Origin of the sequence: Kitasatospora sp. NPDC059747, assembly GCF_042732955.1 — a bacterium.
GTDB lineage: Bacteria > Actinomycetota > Actinomycetes > Streptomycetales > Streptomycetaceae > Kitasatospora.
On sequence record NZ_JBHWGV010000061.1, the window covers coordinates 35,065 to 53,479 of the forward strand.

Annotated in this window: 19 protein-coding genes; 10 read left to right on the forward strand and 9 right to left on the reverse strand. The window is 74.6% G+C overall.

What is annotated here, in order from left to right:
- Nucleotides 1–149: 149 nt before the first annotated feature.
- The 4 genes from ACFV4G_RS25250 to ACFV4G_RS25265 form a co-directional block, all read right to left on the reverse strand.
- Nucleotides 150–1,226, reverse strand: coding sequence for a M14 family metallopeptidase (locus tag ACFV4G_RS25250; protein ID WP_380444093.1), 1,077 nt, complete (start codon nt 1,224–1,226; stop codon nt 150–152).
- Between the two features lie 17 nt (nt 1,227–1,243).
- Nucleotides 1,244–1,573, reverse strand: a complete 330-nt coding sequence (locus tag ACFV4G_RS25255; protein ID WP_380444095.1) for a hypothetical protein — start codon at nt 1,571–1,573, stop codon at nt 1,244–1,246.
- Between the two features lie 50 nt (nt 1,574–1,623).
- Nucleotides 1,624–2,400: a TetR/AcrR family transcriptional regulator gene (locus ACFV4G_RS25260; RefSeq protein ID WP_380444097.1), complete on the reverse strand. Its 777-nt coding sequence runs from the start codon at nt 2,398–2,400 to the stop codon at nt 1,624–1,626.
- A 100-nt stretch (nt 2,401–2,500) separates the two neighbouring features.
- A complete protein-coding gene (locus ACFV4G_RS25265) occupies nt 2,501–3,145 on the reverse strand; it encodes a LysE family transporter (RefSeq protein WP_380444099.1) in 645 nt (214 codons plus the stop codon).
- 206 nt (nt 3,146–3,351) lie between these two features.
- On the opposite strand from ACFV4G_RS25265, the gene ACFV4G_RS25270 reads away from it, so the two are divergent.
- Together ACFV4G_RS25270 and ACFV4G_RS25275 are read left to right on the forward strand one after the other, a co-directional pair.
- Nucleotides 3,352–3,981 carry a maleylpyruvate isomerase N-terminal domain-containing protein gene (locus ACFV4G_RS25270; protein WP_380444101.1) on the forward strand — a complete coding sequence of 210 codons (630 nt, stop codon included), beginning with the start codon at nt 3,352–3,354 and terminating at the stop codon, nt 3,979–3,981.
- A 129-nt stretch (nt 3,982–4,110) separates the two neighbouring features.
- The gene (locus ACFV4G_RS25275; protein ID WP_380444103.1) at nt 4,111–4,476 is read left to right on the forward strand and encodes a hypothetical protein; all 366 of its coding nucleotides are present in this window, start codon (nt 4,111–4,113) and stop codon (nt 4,474–4,476) included.
- Nucleotides 4,477–4,526: 50 nt separating this feature from the next.
- Here the strand turns inward: ACFV4G_RS25275 and ACFV4G_RS25280 are convergent, their stop codons facing one another.
- Nucleotides 4,527–5,405, reverse strand: coding sequence for a lysozyme (locus tag ACFV4G_RS25280; RefSeq protein WP_380444105.1), 879 nt, complete (start codon nt 5,403–5,405; stop codon nt 4,527–4,529).
- A gap of 318 nt (nt 5,406–5,723) precedes the next feature.
- Between ACFV4G_RS25280 and ACFV4G_RS25285 the strand changes: the two genes are divergently transcribed.
- The 3 genes from ACFV4G_RS25285 to ACFV4G_RS25295 all read left to right on the forward strand — a co-directional run bounded on the left by ACFV4G_RS25285 (nt 5,724) and on the right by ACFV4G_RS25295 (nt 10,573).
- Nucleotides 5,724–6,260, forward strand: a complete 537-nt coding sequence (locus ACFV4G_RS25285) for a GNAT family N-acetyltransferase (protein ID WP_380444107.1) — start codon at nt 5,724–5,726, stop codon at nt 6,258–6,260.
- 250 nt (nt 6,261–6,510) lie between these two features.
- Nucleotides 6,511–8,274 (forward strand): glycosyltransferase family 2 protein, encoded by a 1,764-nt coding sequence (locus ACFV4G_RS25290; protein ID WP_380444109.1) that lies wholly within the window; start codon nt 6,511–6,513, stop codon nt 8,272–8,274.
- Between the two features lie 136 nt (nt 8,275–8,410).
- Nucleotides 8,411–10,573 (forward strand): acyltransferase family protein, encoded by a 2,163-nt coding sequence (locus tag ACFV4G_RS25295; protein WP_380444111.1) that lies wholly within the window; start codon nt 8,411–8,413, stop codon nt 10,571–10,573.
- A gap of 236 nt (nt 10,574–10,809) precedes the next feature.
- On the opposite strand, the gene ACFV4G_RS25300 is transcribed toward ACFV4G_RS25295, so the two are convergent.
- Nucleotides 10,810–11,463 carry a hypothetical protein gene (locus tag ACFV4G_RS25300; RefSeq protein ID WP_380444113.1) on the reverse strand — a complete coding sequence of 218 codons (654 nt, stop codon included), beginning with the start codon at nt 11,461–11,463 and terminating at the stop codon, nt 10,810–10,812.
- A gap of 154 nt (nt 11,464–11,617) precedes the next feature.
- Between ACFV4G_RS25300 and ACFV4G_RS25305 the strand changes: the two genes are divergently transcribed.
- Together ACFV4G_RS25305 and ACFV4G_RS25310 are read left to right on the forward strand one after the other, a co-directional pair.
- Nucleotides 11,618–11,848 (forward strand): hypothetical protein, encoded by a 231-nt coding sequence (locus ACFV4G_RS25305; RefSeq protein ID WP_380444115.1) that lies wholly within the window; start codon nt 11,618–11,620, stop codon nt 11,846–11,848.
- 82 nt (nt 11,849–11,930) lie between these two features.
- The gene (locus ACFV4G_RS25310; RefSeq protein ID WP_380444117.1) at nt 11,931–12,425 is read left to right on the forward strand and encodes a hypothetical protein; all 495 of its coding nucleotides are present in this window, start codon (nt 11,931–11,933) and stop codon (nt 12,423–12,425) included.
- A gap of 183 nt (nt 12,426–12,608) precedes the next feature.
- Here the strand turns inward: ACFV4G_RS25310 and ACFV4G_RS25315 are convergent, their stop codons facing one another.
- The gene (locus ACFV4G_RS25315) at nt 12,609–14,153 is read right to left on the reverse strand and encodes an FAD-dependent monooxygenase (RefSeq protein WP_380444119.1); all 1,545 of its coding nucleotides are present in this window, start codon (nt 14,151–14,153) and stop codon (nt 12,609–12,611) included.
- Between the two features lie 103 nt (nt 14,154–14,256).
- Here ACFV4G_RS25315 and ACFV4G_RS25320 point away from each other — a divergent pair, with 103 nt between their 5' ends.
- Nucleotides 14,257–14,868 (forward strand): TetR/AcrR family transcriptional regulator, encoded by a 612-nt coding sequence (locus ACFV4G_RS25320; protein ID WP_380444121.1) that lies wholly within the window; start codon nt 14,257–14,259, stop codon nt 14,866–14,868.
- A 27-nt stretch (nt 14,869–14,895) separates the two neighbouring features.
- On the opposite strand, the gene ACFV4G_RS25325 is transcribed toward ACFV4G_RS25320, so the two are convergent.
- The gene (locus tag ACFV4G_RS25325; RefSeq protein ID WP_380444123.1) at nt 14,896–15,345 is read right to left on the reverse strand and encodes a hypothetical protein; all 450 of its coding nucleotides are present in this window, start codon (nt 15,343–15,345) and stop codon (nt 14,896–14,898) included.
- A gap of 228 nt (nt 15,346–15,573) precedes the next feature.
- Between ACFV4G_RS25325 and ACFV4G_RS25330 the strand changes: the two genes are divergently transcribed.
- The gene (locus tag ACFV4G_RS25330) at nt 15,574–16,245 is read left to right on the forward strand and encodes a hypothetical protein (RefSeq protein WP_380444125.1); all 672 of its coding nucleotides are present in this window, start codon (nt 15,574–15,576) and stop codon (nt 16,243–16,245) included.
- A gap of 107 nt (nt 16,246–16,352) precedes the next feature.
- Here the strand turns inward: ACFV4G_RS25330 and ACFV4G_RS25335 are convergent, their stop codons facing one another.
- A complete protein-coding gene (locus ACFV4G_RS25335) occupies nt 16,353–16,703 on the reverse strand; it encodes a heavy-metal-associated domain-containing protein (RefSeq protein ID WP_380444127.1) in 351 nt (116 codons plus the stop codon).
- A gap of 250 nt (nt 16,704–16,953) precedes the next feature.
- On the opposite strand from ACFV4G_RS25335, the gene ACFV4G_RS25340 reads away from it, so the two are divergent.
- The coding region (locus ACFV4G_RS25340) for a heavy metal translocating P-type ATPase (protein WP_380444129.1) at nt 16,954–18,415 on the forward strand (1,462 nt) is incomplete at its 3' end.

Here is an 18,415-nt window from a genome sequence, read left to right on the forward strand (position 1 = left end):
CGGGGGTCGTTTTCCCACCCTCTATTCTACCCCCCCGGCCCGCCACCCCCCCCGCCGCCGCCCCCCCCCGGCCCCCCCCCCCCCCCCGGGGGGGGGCCCCCCCCTCCGCTGTCGGGCACTATGGCTCAGGGGATTTCACTCAGGGGGTTTCACGCGGTGGCCAGGCAGAACGCCACGAGGCCCGCGTCCACGTCGAGGATGATCTTCTCCATGTCCGCCCACTTCGGGTGGAACTCCGTTCCCCACTCGACGGTGAACCCGAGCACCCTGCCCTTCTGCGGGTCGACGAAGTGCCGCGCGAACGCGTAGTCGTCGCTGGTCCCGCTGGTCGGGTACAGGTTGAACCCGGTCTTCGGCGTGTAGACGATCCCGCGGACGCTCGCGACGCCCTGGCAGAACCGCTCGGCGAGCAGCACCTCGTTGTCGACGTCGCCCTTGTCGATGTACTCGGCGTAGTCGAGGTCGTTCGCGACGCCCCGCCTGTGGTTGAACGTCGCGTTCTGGAAGTTCATCCGGGGGTTGTCGGACTGGTTGTCGTCGTCACCCCAGTTGTAGAGCATGTCCTCGGAGTAGCTGTGCACGTCGATCAGCCAGCCGGTGCGCGGGTACTGGTCGAGCAGCCAGCGGACGTTGCGGGTCTCGGGCTCGGAGAACGCGTGCGGGCCCGCGTAGACCATCGGATCGCACGGGTTGGTCGACATGTGGGTGACGTCGGCGGCCGGCGAGAAGGCGGTGGTGAAGTCGAAGAGGAAGTCGTAGTTGCGGTTGAGGTCGACGCCGGTGCAGCCGGGGGCCGGGTTCCCGCCGCCGTAGGCCGGGTTGCGGTTCTTGCGCCACATCGGCTGGACGGTCTGGCTGTAGAGTCGGCCGTCGGGGTTGACGAGCGGGAGGAGGACCAGGTCTAGGCGCTGGAGCAGCCCGGTCACCTGGGCGGCGCTGTACGTCGCGCCGCCGTAGCCGAGGCCGGTGCCGTTCTGGTGGGCCTCCAGCAGGTCGGCGGCGAGGTGCACGAGGATCTCGCAGCTGCCCCACTCACGGGCGTGCACGCCGCCGAGCATGACGACGGCGTCCTTGGGGAAGGGCGCGGGGGCGCCGATCTTCAGCGCGTGGATCGTCCGGTTCTCGACGGAGGTCTCGGGCAGGTCGACGAGTTGGGCGAGGCCCGGGTACGCGGTGGCGAGGTTCTCCAGCGCGGACTCGACCTCGACGATGTTCAGGTACGGCATGACGCTCTCCTCCCTGGTCAGCCGGGGAGGTTGGCGGCCAGGCCGCGCGGCACGGCGCCTTCGGCGAACCGGTTGCCGGTGCCGACCTCGGCCTGGGCGGCCCGGCCCTTGGCGCTGGCGTTCGCGATCCGGACGACCGTGACGCCCTCGCGTTCGAGGGCGGGAATCAGTTCCTCCGGGACGTACGCGTCGATGCCGACGCTCCCGTCGGGGGCGATGCTCGGGCTGCCGCCCCTGTCGGGGCGGACCTCGCGCAGGAGCGCGCGCAGGGTGTCCGCGTCCCTGGCGGTGACGCGGACGCGGAGGATGTCGTCGGGGAATGGTTCGTTGGGAACGGCGGACATCATGGCGGCCTCTTTCGGGCGCGGGGGATATGTCCGACGTGTACCTCGTATCCTCAGGATGCGCCGCCGCCGTAGAACCCGTCAAGCGGGGACGGGGGCATCCGGTCGAGCAGGCTGTCCAGGCCGGCCAGCAGCTCCGCCTCGTCGTCGAAGTCCGCGAACCGGGGCACCAGTGCGCGCAGCCGGGGGTAGTCGGCGGCGGACAGCCGGTGCAGGCCCAGGCGCAGCGCCGGGTCCGGCTCGGCCTCGTTGTCGACGACCTGGCGCTTGTCGACGAGCATGCAGCCGAGGCTCCAGGCGACGAAGGCGCGGTAGACGGTGAGCGCGGTGGAGTCGTCGAAGCCGGCCCGCCCGAGGACGGCGAGGATGTGCTCGGTGAGGTCGAGCACGGACGCGGGCCGGCGGGCCATCGGCACGGCGAGCGGGCGGGTGGCGACGAGCGGCAGGATCTCGGGGTGGGCGTGCGCGACGGCGGCGAACGTCCGCGCGATGCGGCGCAGTTCGGCGCGCCAGGCGGGCTCCGGGGACTGCGCGGAGCTGCGCAGTCGCTCGTTGACCTCGGCGAAGTAGGCCTCGATCAGTCCGTCGAGCAGCGCCTCCTTGCCGGGGGTGTAGCGGTAGAGGGCCATGGACTCGACGCCGAGCTCCCCGGCCAGGCGCCGCATGGTGAGCGCCGCGAGGCCCTCGCGGTCGACGAGCGCGACGGCCGTGCGGAGCACCAGCGGACGGTTCAGGCGTCCCCGCTTCTCGGGGCCCTCGTGTGCGCGGCTGTCGGGTGCGGGGCCGACCTGACCGGTGTCGTCCGGCCCGGGGCTGTCCTGCTCGGCCATGTCCGCACTCCTTCGCGGTGGGGGACGGCGAGGGATGTCCAGGGATACGAATCCAGGATACAAGGTAAATGTGCTACCGAAGCGGATGAACTGCTCCGATTCAGGGTGAACCGGGCGCACCGGCGAGGAGGTGCACCGCCAGCCCGCCGATCACCGCCGCGGAGGCGAGTGCCGTGAGCAGCCGGGCGCGCGGACCGGTGAGCGCCCGGCCCAGCAGGGCCCCGCCGGTGGCGAGCAGGAGCTGCCAGCTGGCGGAGGCCGCGAACGCGGCGGCGACGAAGACCGCCCGCCCGGCCGCGCCCGGAGCCGCGCCCGGAGCCGTGTCCTGCCGGCCGAGGACGAGTGCGGCGAAGTAGAGCACGGTGAGCGGGTTCATCAGCGTGATGCCGAGCAGCGTGAGGTAGGCCCTGGCCGGTCCGGGCGGTGCGGCCTCGACGGCCTGCCCGGCCCGGAACCCGGCGCGGAGCGCGGTGACGGCCGTCCGGACGGCGAGGGCGAGCAGTACCAGCGCCGAGGCGATCCGCAGCGGCCCGGCGACCGGCGTGAGCAGCGGCGCCAGCCCGGCCCCGCCGACGGCGGCGAGCAGCGCGTACAGCCCGTCGGCCGTGGCCACGCCGAGGGCCGCGCAGGCCCCGGTGCGCAGCCCGGTGCGGGCGGTGAGCGCCACGAGGTAGGCCCCGACGGCCCCGACCGGGACGGCGATGCCGTAGCCGGCGAGGAGCCCCGGGACGAGCTCGGCGCTCACGCGTGGGCGCGGTCGGGCCTCCGGGGGCGGCGGCGCTGCTGCTGGGCCCGGGCCGGGCGGGCGGCGGGGGCAAGCGGCAGCGGGCGGGCGGAGGTCCTGGTCATGCCCCGATCGTGGGGTCTCAAGTGCCCATCCGGCAACCGGTTTTCCGGGCCGTTCGGTTACGGTGGACGCACGTTGTCCACGCCCCTGCCGGAGGAGACCGAATGACCCGTCACATCGCCCCCGCGACCGAGCTGTTGGCCGAGGCCTGGCTCTCCTGGGCGGAACGCGGCAAGGGGCTGGACGCCGAGACGTGGGCCCGGCGGACCCGGCTGCCGGAGTGGACGGTCCTGGACCTGTTCGCGCATGTCGCCCCCAGCGCCGAATCGTTCACGCAGCTGCGCTCCGCCATCGTCGACGGCCCGGCGAAGGTGGAGTCCGCTGCCGACATCCTGCGCTTCTTCAACCAGCCGGGCGGTCTCGCGCACACCGCCGCCGGGCAGGTCGCCGACGCCGCGAAGCAGACCGCCGCCGGGACGGACCCGGCCGGGCTGATCGCCCGCTTCGAGGTCGAGGGCCCTGCCGCGCTGGCCGGCTACGCGGACCTCCCGCCCGACACCGTCGCCGCCCACCCGCTCCTCGGCACCGTGCGGATCGGCGCGCTGGCCGAGGTGGCGCTCATGGAGGCGACCGTCCACCTGCTCGACCTGATCGCGGCCGTCGGCGGCCCGCCGCCCGCCGACGCGGCCCTGCGCGCGGTCCGCGCGCTGCTCGCCGAGGTGGCCGACCCGGTCGCGTTCATCGAGGCGGCCTCGGGCCGTTCGGACGCCGCGGTGCTCCCCGTGATCCGCTGACCCGAGTCCTCGTCGGATCCTCGTCGGATCCTCGTTGGGTCCTCGTTGGGTCCTCCACCGCAGGTCAGGCGTACGATGTGCGCCGGAACCCCGCAAGGGGGGAATTCGGGGACGACGGGGGATGGGCCGATGTTCGACATCGCGTGGTGGATCGTGCCGGCAGTGCTGTACGGCGGCGGGTACGTCGCCAACAACGCCCGCCGGGCGCTGAAGACGCGGCACGAGCGCAAGCTGGAGCTGCTGGACGCGGCCGACCGCCAGCAGGCCGCGCTGGAGGCGGCCAAGCGCCCGCCGGAGCCGGTCTGCGGCTGCACGCACCACCTGGCCAAGCACGACAAGCAGGGCCGCTGCCACGAGGAGGTCGAAGCGCCCACCGCGTGGGACGCCGAGCGCCGGCCGGTGCAGTTCGAGCCGCGCCAGTGCAACTGCCAGCAGTACGTGGGCCCCGAGCCGCTCGGGACGGTCTTCGCCCAGGACCTCGTCGACCCGCGCTGAGCGCGACGCAGGGGAGCCCCCGGGCATCTGCCGGGGGCTCCCTTCGCGCGTCAGCCGGCGGCGAGCGCCTGGAGGCGGTCGTAGGCGCCGTTGAAGAGGTCCTGGTCGCCGGGGAAGGTGCCGGAGGAGGCGTACTGCCAGATGGTCTGGTAGCCCCAGCCGTTCGGCAGGGTGCCGGGCGAACTGGAGTAGCGGGCTATCCAGAGCGGGTTGGTGGCGCCGAAGTCACCGTTGTTGCCGGTGCACTGGGACCACCAGTTGGTCGTGGTGTAGATCGTCGGGTAGCGGCCGGTGCGGGCGAGGACGGTGTCGCTGAAGGAGTGGATCCAGGCGACCATGGCGCCCTGGCTCAGCCCGTAGCAGGTCGCGCCGTACGGGTTGTACTCGATGTCGAGCGCGGGCGGCAGCGTGACGCCGTCGGCGGACCAGCCACCGCCGTGGTCCACCAGGAAGTCGGCCTGGGTGGCGCCGGAGGAGCGGTCCGGCAGCGCGAAGTGGTAGGCGCCGCGGATCAGCCCGGCGTCGTAGGAGCCGTTGTACTGCTGCGCGAAGGACGGGTTCCGGTACGTGGTGCCCTCGGTCGCCTTGACGTAGGCGAAGGTGGCGCCGTTGGCGGCGGCCGTGGCCCAGTCGACGCTGCCCTGCCAGCCGGAGACGTCCATCCCGGCGGTCTGGGTGACGGCGAGCGAGCGGATCGCGGCCGGGTCGGCGTCGCCGCCCTCGTGCGCGGCGACCGTGGAGCCGGCGAAGTCGAGCTCGGGGTGGTCGCCGCGGGCGGCGGGTGCGGCGGCGGGCGCGGGATCGTCCGCGTACGCCGGGGCGGCGGCGCCCGCGACGAGCGCGACGGTCGCGGCCAGCGCGGCGAGCGTGGTGCGGCGGCGGGTCGCGGTGGATCTGGTGGTGCGGGCGGAGCGGGAAGTGCTGGACATGAACACTCCTCTGGTCCGGTGCGTGGCGGCCCAATGGGGCCGGTGTGGCGGGGAGTTGGCCCGGCCGGGGAGCAGAGTAGCCATGCACCCGCCAGGAAGACCAGACGCCGGGGCCACATCCTGAACCGCCGCCCCGTGTGGCGGGGTGACACCGTGCGCCCCGGTCGTCCGCCCGTTGCCCGTGCGCCTCCCGTCTGTCGTCCGCGGTTCGCCCCGGGCCTGCCGGTCAGGGGTCTCCGCGGCTGTGACACGATGCCCGCAAGGCCGCCCCACCTGGGCCGATCGCGACAGACCAGAGCAAGCGGAAGGACCGCCCCCATGACCGAGACCGCTCACCCGCCCGTCTTCCGTCCGGCGACCGCCGCCGACGTGCCCGCGCTCGTCGCCCTCGTCGAGTCCGCCTACCGCGGCGACTCCAGCCGCACCGGCTGGACCACCGAGGCCGACCTCCTGGACGGTCAGCGCACCGACGCCGACGCCGTCGCCGAGGCGGTCGGCGACCCTGACGGCGTCGTCCTGGTCGCCGAGCGGGACGGCGAACTCCTCGCCTGCTGCCAGCTGGAACGCCACGCCGGCCACGCCTACTTCGGCATGTTCTCGGTGCGCCCCGGCCTCCAGGGCGGCGGCCTCGGCCGGTCCGTGCTGGCCGAGGCGGAGCGGCTCGCGGGGGAGGAGTGGGGCGTCACGGTGCTGGAGATGAAGGTGATCGAGCAGCGCGCCGACCTCATCGCCTGGTACGAGCGCCGCGGCTACCGCCGGACCGGCGTCTACACCCCGTTCCCGTACGGCGACGAGCGCTTCGGCATCCCGCGCCGCGAGGACCTGCGCTTCGAGACGCTGACGAAGGAGATCTGACCCTTTCCACGACGGGAGCGGTCGCGGTCCCGACGCCCCCGGACGTTGCCCACGAGGCACGGCCGGGGGCGTTTTCTCGTGTCCGGATCCATGATCCCTGGAGGGCGGTCCTGAGCTGATGTGCCGTCAAAGTCGCTGACCAGCACCGATGCGGAGATGTCATACCTCGTTCATGATTGGTCTAGGCCAATGTGAGACCCTGGGCTCGAACGGCCGACGTTCCGTCCCACTCCCAGGGGGCCAATTCCGCATGCCCGTACTCCATGGCACCGCCATGCCCGCACCCGACACCGGCCCGCGCCGGACACCCGATCCGGGCCGGCCCGACGACCCCGACCGCCCGGACCGCCCTGACGACCACCGACTGCCCGCCCCGCCCGGCGACGACGAGCTCTACTGGTACTTCGGCCCGCAACGCCGCTGGGTGCCGCTGTGCGCGACGCTCTCCTACGCCGGAGCCACCGCCACCCTCGGCCTGTTCGCCCTGAGCCGGCCGCTGCTCTGGCCCTTCCTGCTCCTCACCGTCCTCAACGCGGCCACCTGGCTGCTCTCGCTCACCGACGGCCAGCGCGCCCGCCGCTACACGCGCGACTCGCACGACCTGCTGATCCGCGCCTGGCGGCCCGCCCGGCACCCCGGCGTCGACCTGCTGCTGCCCACCGCCGGAGAGCCGCTGGCCGTCCTCGACAACGCCTACCGGCACACCGCCGCCGTCCACTGGCCCGGCGAACTCACCGTCCTCGTCCTCGACGACGCCGCCCGCCCCGAGGTGCGCGAACTCGCCGAGTCCTACGGCTTCCGCTACCGCGCCCGGCCCGACCGCGGCCGGTTCAAGAAGGCCGGCAACCTCAACCACGGCCTCGCCGAGGGCGACGGCGAGATCATCGCCGTCCTCGACGCCGACTTCTGCCCGCGCCCCGACTTCCTGCACCACCTGGTGCCCTACCTCGACACCCCCGAGGTCGGCATCGTGCAGAGCCCGCAGTGCTTCGACACGGACGCCGACATGTCCTGGCTCGAACGCGCCGCCGGAGCCACCCAGGAGATCTTCTACCGCTGGATCCAGCCCTCCCGGGACGCGCAGGACGGCACCGTCTGCTGCGGCACCAACGCCCTCTACCGCCGCGCCGCGCTGATGCGCGTCGGCGGCTTCGCCGAGACCGACCACAGCGAGGACCTCTACACCGGCCTCTCGCTCGCCCGCGCCGGGTGGACCACCCGGTACGTGCCGGCCCTGGTCGCCAAGGGCATGTCGCCCACCGGCCTGCCCGCCTTCATCAGCCAGCAGTACCGCTGGTGCCTCGGCTCCCTGGCCCTCGTCCGCGACCCGGACTTCCGCCGGGGACCGCTGCCCCGCTCCGCCCGGCTCTGCTTCTGGAACGGCATCCTCGGCTACGTGACGAGCGCGGTGAACGTCTTCGCCGTTCCGCTGCCCGCCCTGATCATGCTGTTCTTCGCCCCGGACGACATCCAGCCGTGGCAGGTCCTGCCCTTCCTGCCGCCGATCTGGGTCGCACTCGTCCTGCTGCCCGCGATGTCGCGCACCCGCTGGCGCTTCGAGGTCACCCGCGTCCAACTCCTCGGCGGGCTCTGCCACGTGGTCGCCATCGCGCACGCGCTGCGCCGCCGCAGCGCCGACTGGGTGCCCACCGGCGCCGTGTCGCGCGGCGGTTCGCTCGCCCGGACCGTCGCCCGGATCGGCGTCGGCTGGCTCGGGCTCGTCGTCCTCGCGGGCGCCGCCGGACTCGGCCGCGCTGTCGCGGAGCACGGCTGGCGGCCGTACTGGGCGCTCACCGCGCTCCTCGCGCTCACCGCGTACACGATCGTCCCGCTCATCAGGGCCCTGTGGCCCCTGCTGCGCGGCGGCAACGGAGCCGCCGTCGCCGACGTCGCCCCGCCCGCGCGGCGCCGCACCGACCCGGGTTTCGGCCGGGCCGAGGCCGTCGCCGTCACCGCCGTGCTGCTGCTCTGCGGCCTGCTGGCGTCCGGCTGGGCCGACCCGCTGGTCTTCTGACCCGCGCCCCCCTTACGAGCCCTACGAGCTCTTCCCTTCCTTGCGCGTCGCCCCACCGGCGCGGACCCGCCGCCCGGCCGCCCCATCGGCCAGGCGGCCCCCGATCCCCGCTGCCTGCCCAGCAAGGAGCCCCGCCGTGCCGACGGCCGTACCACCGGCGAGCGCCGAACCGCCGACCTCATCCGCCTCCGCCTCCGCCTCCGACTCCGCGTCCCTGCTCCCCGGCGTCGTCCGGGTCGAGCGGCCCGTCGTTCCCGCAGCCGTTCCCGTTCCCGCAGCCGACCCCGTGCCCGTTCCCGACGCCGGCGCGCCGCGCAGGCGTGCCGCCTTCCGTCCCGACGTCGAGGGCCTGCGCGGCGTCGCCGTCCTGTCCGTCCTCGCCTACCACGCCGCCGTGCCCGGCCTCACCGGCGGCTACGTCGGCGTCGACGTCTTCTTCGTCATCTCCGGATTCCTCATCACCGGCCTGCTGACCGGCAGTTCGTCCGGCGGTTCGTCCGGCCGTCCGCCCGGCCTCGTCGACTTCCTCGCCCGCCGCGCCCGCCGCATCCTGCCCGCCGCCGCCGTCGTGCTCGTCGCCACCGCCGTCGCGGGCGGCGTCCTGCTCGACCCGCTGCGCGGCACCGACCTCGCCCGTGACCTGATCGCCGCCGCCGGGCAGTACGCCAACTGGCGGTTCGTCGGGCAGCAGACCGACTACCTCGCCGCCGGGCGCGACCCGAGCCCGCTCCAGCACTTCTGGTCGCTCGGCGTCGAGAACCAGTTCTACCTCTTGTGGGGCGTCCTGCTGCTCGGCCTCGCCCGCCACCTCCACGGCCGCCGCCGCACCGCCGCCACCCTCCTCGTGACGGCGGGCGTCGGTGCCGCCTCGCTGGTGCTGTGCATCCAGTGGACGCAGACGTCGGCGCCGCTCGCGTACTTCTCCACCGTCGGCCGGCTCTGGGAGTTCACGGCGGGGGCGCTGGCGGCGCTGCTCGGCGGGGTGCTCGGCCGCGGTGGGTGGGCACGGCGGATCGTCGGGTGGGGCGGCCTCGCGGCCGTCGTCGCGCCGGTCCTCCTGTACGACCACACCACGCCCTTCCCCGGCACCGCCGCACTCCTGCCCGTCCTCGGCACCGCCGCCGTCCTCCTCGCCGGCCCGGGCGCTGCGCCGGACGCCGGACGGCTCCTCGGCACCCGCCCGCTGCGCGCCGCCGGGCGCCTCTCGTACGCGTGGTACCTGTGGCACTGGCCGGTGCTGACCATCGCCCAGGCCCGGTACGGCACGCTGTCCTGGCCCGTCCAGCTCGCCCTCGTCGCGGCCGCCGCCCTGCCCGCCTGGCTCACCCTGCGGCTCGTCGAACAGCCCCTGCGGTACGGCAGCAGCCCGGCCCCGCGCCGAGGCCTCGCCGTCGGCGCCAGCGCGCTCGTCATCCCGCTGATCGCCGGCCTCACCCTCGGCGGCGGCACCGTCCGCGCCCTCGGCACCGCCGGCACGCCGACCGTCGCCCCGGCCGGCGCCGTCGACGGGCCCGGCCTCCTCGCCCCCGGCACGCGCGTCACCGGGCTCACGCCGTCGCTCGCGCGCGCCCGGGCCGACTTCCCGCCCGGCAAGGGCTGCGAGATCCCGCTCAACGCCGACACCAGCCCGCGCTGCCTGTTCGGCGACGAGAACAGCCCCGACCGCGTCGTCCTGCTCGGCGACTCGCACGCCGGACAGTGGATCTCGGCCGGCATCGCCATCGCCGAACAACGGCACTGGGCCCTGGAGGTCCTCGTCAAACCCGGCTGCCCACTGGCCACCCTCACGGTGCGCAACGACGTCCTCGGCCGGACGTTCGACGAGTGCGACCGCTGGCGCGAGAACACCCTCACCCGGCTCGCCACCGGACCCAGGCCACGCCTGATCCTCATGGCCGGCCTCAACCGCTACGGCAGCCAGGACGAACGCGCCCGAGGCTGGACCCGCACCCTCGACCGCCTCGCCGCCACCGGTGCGCCCCTCGCCTACCTCGGCGACACCCCGATGGCCGGCAAGGACGTCCCCACCTGCCTCGCCGCCTCCGACGGCCGCTCCGACGCCTGCTTCTTCCCCCGGGCGACCGCCTTCGAGCCCGACCCGATGCTCGACGGCGGCCTGGCGGCGCGGTACGGCGTCCGCGTGGTGGACGTCGGCCCGCTGCTCTGCCCGGGCAGCGGCCCCGACTGCCCGGCGGTCCTTGAGGGCGTGGTCCTGTACCGCGACACCGGCCACATCACCGACACGCTGGCGCGCGTGCTGGCACCGCGGCTGGACAGGGCACTGCTGGGCCCGGCCTGACGGCCGGGGCGCGACGTGCGTCGAGGGGTGAGCCGGCCCCGCCCGGGCAGGGCGCAGGCGGGGCCGGCCCGGGGGCGATCGTCGCCGAACGGGACCGCCGGGTGCACCACCGGCCGACCGGACGGACCGTCGGGTCCCCACCTGGGAATGCGGCCGCGAGACGGGCCAAGCCCCGCATCACCTCGTGGCTTCGGGCCTCCCCGCCGCACACCACCGACCCCCTTCGAGCCGGCCGGCTAGCCGTAGATGCTCCGGCAGAGGCGGGCCTGTTCCGAGTCGGCGGACCAGCGGCCGATGCGTTCGGCCTGGTCGCAGAGGGAGCCCGGGCCCAGGGCCGGGGGTTTCCCCGGCGGGCCGGCCCGTCCGGCGGAGGACGCCGCCGGGGCGGAGGTCGGGTGGGGCGTCGTGTGCGGGGCGCGGCTCGACTTCGGGTGCGGGCCCGAGGCGTGTTCCGTCGCCGTCGGCTCCTCCTCCGCCATGGGTGCGACGCTGCCCGCGTTCGCCGACTCGCCGCCCGCGGGGGTCGGCGCGGGCAGGGGGGACGGCGCCGGCGTCACCGGGCGCGGCGGGATCGGCAGCAGGTGCGGCGCCGCCGGGACGGACGGGGACGGCGAGGCCGCCTGCGGCACGGCCACCACGGACACCTCGTCGCCCGCCCCCGGCCCGCACATCGCCAGCACGGCCGCCATCAGCGCCACCGTCCCCACGGCCGCGGCCGCCCACGTCCTCCGCGAGCGCTTCGGGGCGGGCGCCGCCGGTGGTGGCACGTCGGGCGGTGGCGGGGGGACGGACGTGTAGGCGGGCCCGGTCGGCGGCGGGGCGGGAACCGGCGGTGGCTGCCAGGCCTGCTGCGGCCACTGCCACTGCCCGCCGCTGGGCTGCCCTGTCATGTCGATGTCCTCCTGCGTCCGGTACCCCCCCCGGTTCGTGGTGTGCTTCGTGCTCAACGAGCCACCGGGCCCAACGGGCGCGCCGAAACCCGGACATGACCCGGAAGAGGGTTCCGGACGGGCGCGGATTGCCATCGCGCCACATATTGGGGGCATGGAGACCAACAGCACGTCCGGCCACCTGGTCGATGTCGCGGAGTTCCGCACCGACAGCCGCTACCGGCTGGTCCACTTCGAGGGCCACGGCTGGGAGCCGCTGGCCCCCGAGGAGTTCGAGCCCCGGATCCACCAGCTGTTCCCCGACGTCGACCCCCACGACCCCGCGCGCGTCCACTGGGCCGACCGCCCGTGGGAGTGGCCCGCCTGGCACGCGGGGGAGGCCTGACCGCGTCCGGAGCCCTCGCGTCCGGAGCCCTCGCGCCCGTGCCCTCCCGCCCGGCATGATCCGGCGGCGCTAGGCTGTTCGGGTGAGCGACCACTTCTGGCGGCGCCTGCCCGGGCAGGCCGTGGACACCAGCTCGCCGACCGAACTCGGCGCGCTCGTCCCCTCCCGGTACGACGCGGGCTTCGCCGAGCTGACGGCCGCCGGGCTCGCCCTGGCCGTACGGCGCACCGCGCGGCTGATGGCGCTCGCCCTCACCGAGAACGGCCTGCACCCCGACCCGGCGGCCCGCCTGCCCCTCCACGGCGGCGCACCGCGCCCGGCGGGGGAGCCCGACGTGCTCGTGCTGCGCCCCGAACAGGTCGCCGCCGCCTCGGTGTTCCTGCGGGGCTCGGCCCTCGGCGAGCTGGTCCGCCAGCAGGACCCGGTGCTCGCGCGGACCGTCGTCGCGCTCGGCTTCGCGACCCCGTGGTCCGAGACCCTCGCCGCCGAGGTCGTCGCCGACCTGCGGGAGCTGCGGGACTTCTTCGCGGACGCGGCGGCGGCCGGCGATGCGGTGATCATGCGGGGGGCGTTGTGAACGGGCCGTCCGGCACGGCGGGTTACGGCGCCGAGGCGCAGGCGCTGGCCGTCCAGTACGAGAGCGTCACCTTCGCCGAGGTGCACCGCGAGATGCTCCACCTCTTCCCCGCGCCGCCCCCCCCCCGCCGCCGCCGCCCCGCCGGGGCCGGGGGTAATTCGCCCGTCGTCGCGCTGGTGTCGGTCAGATGGCGAACTGGCGTAGGTGGTGGCGGAGTTGCTCGGCGTCGGGGGTGCCCGCCGTCAGGGTGACGTAGCCGTCCGGGCGGACGAGGACGGTGGCGTCGCCGGTGAGGCCGTAGGCGCGGCGCGCGTGGCCGTCCGGGTCCTGGACGGCGGCCTCGCGGAGGCCGGGGAGCGGGGGGAGGAGCGGCGGGCCGGGGCGGTCGGTGAACCTCAGCAGGGTGAAGTGCGGTCCGCGGAACAGGTCGAACAGGCGGGTGGGGCCGTCGGTGGTGCGGCAGGGGGCGTCGGGGGCGCGGTCGCCGGCGCGGATGCCGGTGGCGTCGTCGAGGTCGCGGCCGAGCGGGCCGCCGCGGTAGCCGAGGGAGAGGCCGGTGAAGTCGCCGCCCGCGGTGGCCGTCAGGTCGGCGAACTGGGCGGCCAGGGCCCGGGCTCCGCCGTCCGAGAAGAGCGTGCGGTGCTGGGCGGAGGTGGCGGCGAGGACGGCGCGGGCGACGGGCAGGCGCTCGGCCTCGTAGCTGTCGAGGAGGGCGTCCGGGGCGCCGCGCAGCGTGGCGGCGAGTTTCCAGGCCAGGTTGTGGGCGTCCTGGATGCCGGTGTTCATGCCCTGTCCGCCGGCCGCGGAGTGGCAGTGCGCGGCGTCGCCGGCGAGCAGGATCCGGCCGCTGCGGTAGCGCTCGACCATGCGGACGGTGGGGCGCCAGGTGCTCGCCCAGGTGAGGTCGTGGAGGGTGACGCCGGGCAGGCCGGCGCGCTCGGCGAAGACGCGGCGGAAGGTGTCGAGGGTGGGCGCGGGCAGCACGCCGTCCTCGTCGGGGATGACGGCGGCGTGGACGGCCCACGTGTCGTCCTGGCGCAGCGGCACGATGGCGAGGGCGCCGGCGCCGAACCGGGCGTCGTTCCAGATGTGCATCCGGTCGGGGGCGAGGCCGTCGATGCGCAACGACGCCATGATGAACCGCTCCTCCTCCCAGGTCTCGCCGAGGAACGGGATGCCGGTGAGCTTGCGGACGGTGCTGCGCCCGCCGTCGCAGCCGACGACGTACCGTGCGCGGATCGCGGAGGTGCCGGCGTCGGAACGGCGGAGTGTCGCGAGCACGCCTTCGCCGTCCTGGGCGCAGTCCACGAGTTCCGTCCCGAGCTCGACCTTCCCGCCGTGCTCCGCGAGCCGGTCGCGCAGCACCGCCTCGGTGTGGTGCTGCGCGAGCAGGACCATGCCGGCGTACGGGCGGTCGGGCGTCGCGGTGTTGGCGGCGGCCGGGTCGACCTCGTGGACGACCCGACTGCCTTCGTACGTGCGGAGCTTGGGGTTCAGCAGGCTGCGGGCGAGGATCGCGTCGGCGGCGCCGAGGTCGTCGAGCACCTCCAGCGTCCTCGGGTTGACCCCCTTGCCGCGCACGCCGCGGTCGCGGAAGTCCGGGTCGCGTTCGACGATCCGGCAGTCGACGCCCGCGCGGGCCAGGCCGACGGCGAGCGCGAGGCCCACCGGTCCGGCGCCGACGACGAGGACGTCGGTGGTTTCGAGCTGTGTTTCGGAGCCAGGCATGGCGGTCTCCCTCGGGTACGAGCCCATAAGATACGGCGGGTTTCTTGCTCCCGACTGTAGACTGGCCCCCATAAGAAACGCAACGTATCTACGGGATCCGGTGATGGGCAGAGCAGCGGTGGGCGGGGCGGAAGCCGGCCGGGCGTCACGCCGGCGGGGCGACGAGCTTGAGCGCGCGATCCTCGACGCGGTGTGGGCGGAACTGGCCGAGCACGGCTACGACCGGCTCACCATGGACGGCGTCGCCGTGCGCGCCCGGACCAGCAAGCCGGTGCTCTACCGCCGGTGGCCCAATCGGCCCGCCCTCGTCATCGCCGCGCTCGGCCGCAACGCCCCCGACTTCCAGGAACCGCCGGACACCGGCGAGTTGAGGGCCGACCTGGCCGCCTTCCTGCTCAGCCTGCTGCACCGCTTCGACGACCTGCCCACGGACGCCGTTCACGGCTTCCTCATCGACCTGATGCGCGACCCCGAGCTGCGCGCGCGGTTCCGCGCCGGGCTGACGGCCTTCGGGGCGGTGGACGCGCTGGAGGCGATGATGCGCCGCGCCGCCGACCGCGGGCAGATCAACGCCGCGCGCATCAACCCGCGCACGGCCTCCCTCCCGCTCGACCTCCTGCGCGACGCGTTCCTCCTGGGCGGCGTCGTGCCGTCGGACCAGGTCGTCGACGAGATCCTCGACGACGTCGTCCTGCCCCTGCTCAAGGCGCCTTAGCGCGCGGGGAGTTCAACGGGGGAGGGCTCAACCCGCCCGCAGGGCCGCGAGTTCGACGGCGTGGTCCTGCCAGGCGTACAGCCGGTCGCCGACCAGGGCCGCGTCGTAGCTGCCGCAGCGGGCCGTCGCCTTGGCGCGCGTGTCGCCGGGGAACCAGGCCGCCGTCAGGTTGACGCCGCCGCGCGGTTCGCCCGGGGTGCAGCCCTCGGGCAGCCGGCCGTCGGGGACGGTGGCGGCCAGCAGACGGTCGTAACCTGTGGTGGACATACGATAGTTGACGGTCGTCGCGCCGTCGGGGAGCCAGGCCGGCATCGACGTGCGGTCGGCCTTCGCCTTGGCGCCGGTGGCGTAGGCGGACTCCTCGACGTGCCGCCCCTCCCGCAGGCCGTTCAGGGTCGGGACGGCGAAGGCGGCGAGTGCGCCGAGTCCGATCACGGCCGCCGCGCCGCCGATCACCGCGTTTCGTCGGATGGCCATGGGTCACGCTCCTGGGTGTGGGGGCCGGTGTTGGCCTCTCCATCCTCGGTGGCGCGCCGGACGGCGTCCGTGCACCTCAGGTGCCGGATCGGCTCCCACCGTGGTCGTACGGAAGGGGGCGGGACCCCTGGGGGAAAGGGCGGGGGATGTCGGGGTTCCGGCCCCGGGCCGTCCGTTGTTTGGCATCATCCCGAGGGGGAGCAGGGGGTGGCGAGGACGGTGGGGGACGTGAGGGACGCACGGCCGCGGCGCGCATGGCCGACGGCCCTCGTGGTGCTGGCGCGCGGGGTGCTCCTCGTGATCGGCCTGTGCGCGGTCGGGTTCGGCATCGAGCGGACCGTCGCCGTGAACCAGGACGTGGGCGCGTACACCCGCGCCCCGGTCTGCAGCACCGGCAACCCGTCTGCGGGGTCGGTCTGCGTGCGGCTGGAGAGCGGCCGGGTGACGGACCGGTGGGTGGGCCGCAGCGGGGACTCGACCACCCACAACCTCACGGTGGCGCGCGAGTCGGATCCCGGGGGCAAGGACTACGACGTCGGCGAGGCGTTCTACGACGACGCGGACGTCGGCACGTACGTGCTGCTGAAGGTCTGGCGGGGCGACGTCGCCCAAGTCGAGTACCGGGGCCACAAGTCGGTGTTCCCGCAATTCCGCTTCGGCCTCCTGGCGTTGCTCGCGCTGCTGATCGCCGTGGGCACCGGCCTGGTGGTGGCCGGTCTGCCGGGGATCGACGAGGACGTCCGGTGGCTCGGGGGCGTGGGCCTGGTGCCGTTCTTCTTCGCGGGGTGGGTGTTCGACCTGTTCTTCGGTGCCGTCCACCTGCCGCTCGCCGTGGCGATCGCGCTGATCACGGGCGCCTGGCTGGCCATGACGGCGGGCGCGGTGAAGCTCGCCCACTGAGTCGCCTCGATCCGGCGGTCCGGGGGCGGAACCCGGAGGGGCCGGGGGCGGGGGGGGGCGCCCCCCCCCCCCCCCCCCCGGGTCGGGTGTGGTGCGGGTGCCGATCGTCAGCCGTCGAGGCGGCCGGCGAGGTCGTAGCCGGCCTCGTCGATCGCGGCGGCGACGGCCTCGTCGGCGAGCGGCGCGGTGGCCTCGACGGTGACGCGGCCGGTGGCGAGGTCCACGGCGACGTCGGTGACGCCGTCGATCTTCTTCAGCTCGGCGGTCACGGACGAGACGCAGTGGCCGCAGGTCATGCCCTGCACCTGGAAGACCGCGCGGCCCGCGACGGCGACGGCGGGGGCCGGGGCGGCCGCGGCGCCGGTGCCGCACGAGCCGCAGCAGGAGGAGGCGGTCGCCCCGGCGGCTGACGGGTCGATGGTGGCGGTGGCCTTGCTCATGGTCTGGGCGGTGTTCATGACGCTCTCTCCTCGGGACTCGGGATGGGCGCCGGGCCGGCGCCGGTCTGTTCGACGCCGCCGAGTTAATACCCCCCTAGGGTATCGAGTCAAGACGTTCCCGTGCTCCAGAAATACCCATGGGGGGTATCCGGCGACGTCTTGCGGCAGGTACCCCCCAGGGGTATAAAGGAACCCGGCGCCGCCCCGGCGTCACCGGATACCCCTCCCGGGTACCGATCCCGCAGCGCCACGGACGCGAGGAGCAACGATGAGCACGCAGGCACCCGCCTCCACGGAGGTGGAACTCTCGATCGGCGGCATGACGTGCGCATCGTGCGCCGCGCGGATCGAGAAGAAGCTCAACCGGATGGACGGGGTCTCGGCGAGCGTCAACTACGCCACCGAGAAGGCGAAGGTCAGCTTCGAGGGCACGGTCGAGGTCGCCGACCTGATCGCCACCGTCGAGGCGACCGGCTACACCGCCGCCCTTCCGAAGCCCCCGGCCGTCGTCGGCCCCGCCGCCGGCGAGGACACCGGTGACGCCGAAGAGCTGGCGCCGCTGCGCCAGCGGCTGATCACCGCGGTGGCGCTGGCCGTCCCGGTGATCGCGATGGCGATGGTGCCGGCCCTGCAGTTCGACAACTGGCAGTGGCTGTCGCTGACCCTCGCCGCCCCGGTGGTCACCTACGCCGCCTGGCCGTTCCACCGGGCCGCGTTCACCAACGCCCGGCACGGCGCCGCGACGATGGACACCCTGGTCTCGCTCGGCACCGGCGCCGCGTTCCTGTGGTCGCTGTGGGCGCTGTTCTTCGGCACGGCCGGCATGCCGGGCATGCGGCACGGGTTCGAGCTGACCATCGGCCGCAGCGACGGCGCGGGCAACATCTACCTGGAGGCGGCGGCCGGCGTCACCGCCTTCATCCTGGCCGGCCGCTACTTCGAGGCCCGCTCGAAGCGGACCGCCGGGGCGGCGCTCAAGGCGCTGCTGGAGCTCGGGGCGAAGGACGTGGCGGTGCTCCGGGCCGGCCGCGAGGTGCGGGTTCCGATCGCCGAACTCGCGGTGGGGGACCGGTTCCTGGTCCGTCCCGGCGAGAAGATCGCCACCGACGGCGTCGTGGTCGAGGGCGCGTCCGCCGTGGACGCGTCGATGCTCACCGGCGAGTCCGTCCCGGTCGAGGTCGCCGCCGGCGACGCCGTCACTGGTGCCACCGTCAACGCGGGCGGGCGGCTCGTCGTCGAGGCGACCAGGGTCGGCGCGGACACCCAGCTCGCCCGCATGGCCAAGCTGGTGGAGGATGCGCAGAACGGCAAGGCCGCCGCCCAGCGCCTCGCCGACCGGATCTCGGCGGTCTTCGTGCCGGTCGTGATCACCCTCGCGATCGCGACCCTCGGCTACTGGCTCGGCACCGGCGAGGGCTGGACCGCCGCCTTCACCGCCGCCGTCGCCGTGCTGATCATCGCCTGCCCGTGCGCCCTGGGCCTGGCCACCCCGACCGCGCTGCTGGTCGGCACCGGCCGCGGCGCCCAGCTCGGCGTGCTGATCAAGGGCCCGGAGGTGCTGGAGTCCACCCGCAAGGTCGACACCGTCGTCCTCGACAAGACCGGCACCGTCACCACCGGCCGGATGACCCTGCTCGCCGTCCACACCGCCGAGGGCGTCACCGAGGCCGAGGCGCGTGGGGAGTGCGGGGCCCCTCTGGGAGCCCGCGCCCACCCCAACTCGCGCGCGC

Excerpts from the sequence above, each read along its gene's own strand:
- ACFV4G_RS25280 (WP_380444105.1), bottom strand. The coding sequence starts at position 5,405 with ATGTCCAGCACTTCCCGCTCCGCCCGCACCACCAGATCCACCGCGACC.
- ACFV4G_RS25275 (WP_380444103.1), top strand. The coding sequence starts at position 4,111 with ATGTTCGACATCGCGTGGTGGATCGTGCCGGCAGTGCTGTACGGCGGC.
- ACFV4G_RS25300 (WP_380444113.1), bottom strand. The coding sequence starts at position 11,463 with ATGACAGGGCAGCCCAGCGGCGGGCAGTGGCAGTGGCCGCAGCAGGCC.
- ACFV4G_RS25270 (WP_380444101.1), top strand. The coding sequence starts at position 3,352 with ATGACCCGTCACATCGCCCCCGCGACCGAGCTGTTGGCCGAGGCCTGG.
- ACFV4G_RS25325 (WP_380444123.1), bottom strand. The coding sequence starts at position 15,345 with ATGGCCATCCGACGAAACGCGGTGATCGGCGGCGCGGCGGCCGTGATC.
- ACFV4G_RS25290 (WP_380444109.1), top strand. The coding sequence starts at position 6,511 with ATGCCCGTACTCCATGGCACCGCCATGCCCGCACCCGACACCGGCCCG.
- ACFV4G_RS25335 (WP_380444127.1), bottom strand. The coding sequence starts at position 16,703 with ATGAACACCGCCCAGACCATGAGCAAGGCCACCGCCACCATCGACCCG.
- ACFV4G_RS25305 (WP_380444115.1), top strand. The coding sequence starts at position 11,618 with ATGGAGACCAACAGCACGTCCGGCCACCTGGTCGATGTCGCGGAGTTC.
- ACFV4G_RS25255 (WP_380444095.1), bottom strand. The coding sequence starts at position 1,573 with ATGATGTCCGCCGTTCCCAACGAACCATTCCCCGACGACATCCTCCGC.
- ACFV4G_RS25285 (WP_380444107.1), top strand. The coding sequence starts at position 5,724 with ATGACCGAGACCGCTCACCCGCCCGTCTTCCGTCCGGCGACCGCCGCC.
- ACFV4G_RS25250 (WP_380444093.1), bottom strand. The coding sequence starts at position 1,226 with ATGCCGTACCTGAACATCGTCGAGGTCGAGTCCGCGCTGGAGAACCTC.
- ACFV4G_RS25315 (WP_380444119.1), bottom strand. The coding sequence starts at position 14,153 with ATGCCTGGCTCCGAAACACAGCTCGAAACCACCGACGTCCTCGTCGTC.
- ACFV4G_RS25260 (WP_380444097.1), bottom strand. The coding sequence starts at position 2,400 with ATGGCCGAGCAGGACAGCCCCGGGCCGGACGACACCGGTCAGGTCGGC.
- ACFV4G_RS25320 (WP_380444121.1), top strand. The coding sequence starts at position 14,257 with ATGGGCAGAGCAGCGGTGGGCGGGGCGGAAGCCGGCCGGGCGTCACGC.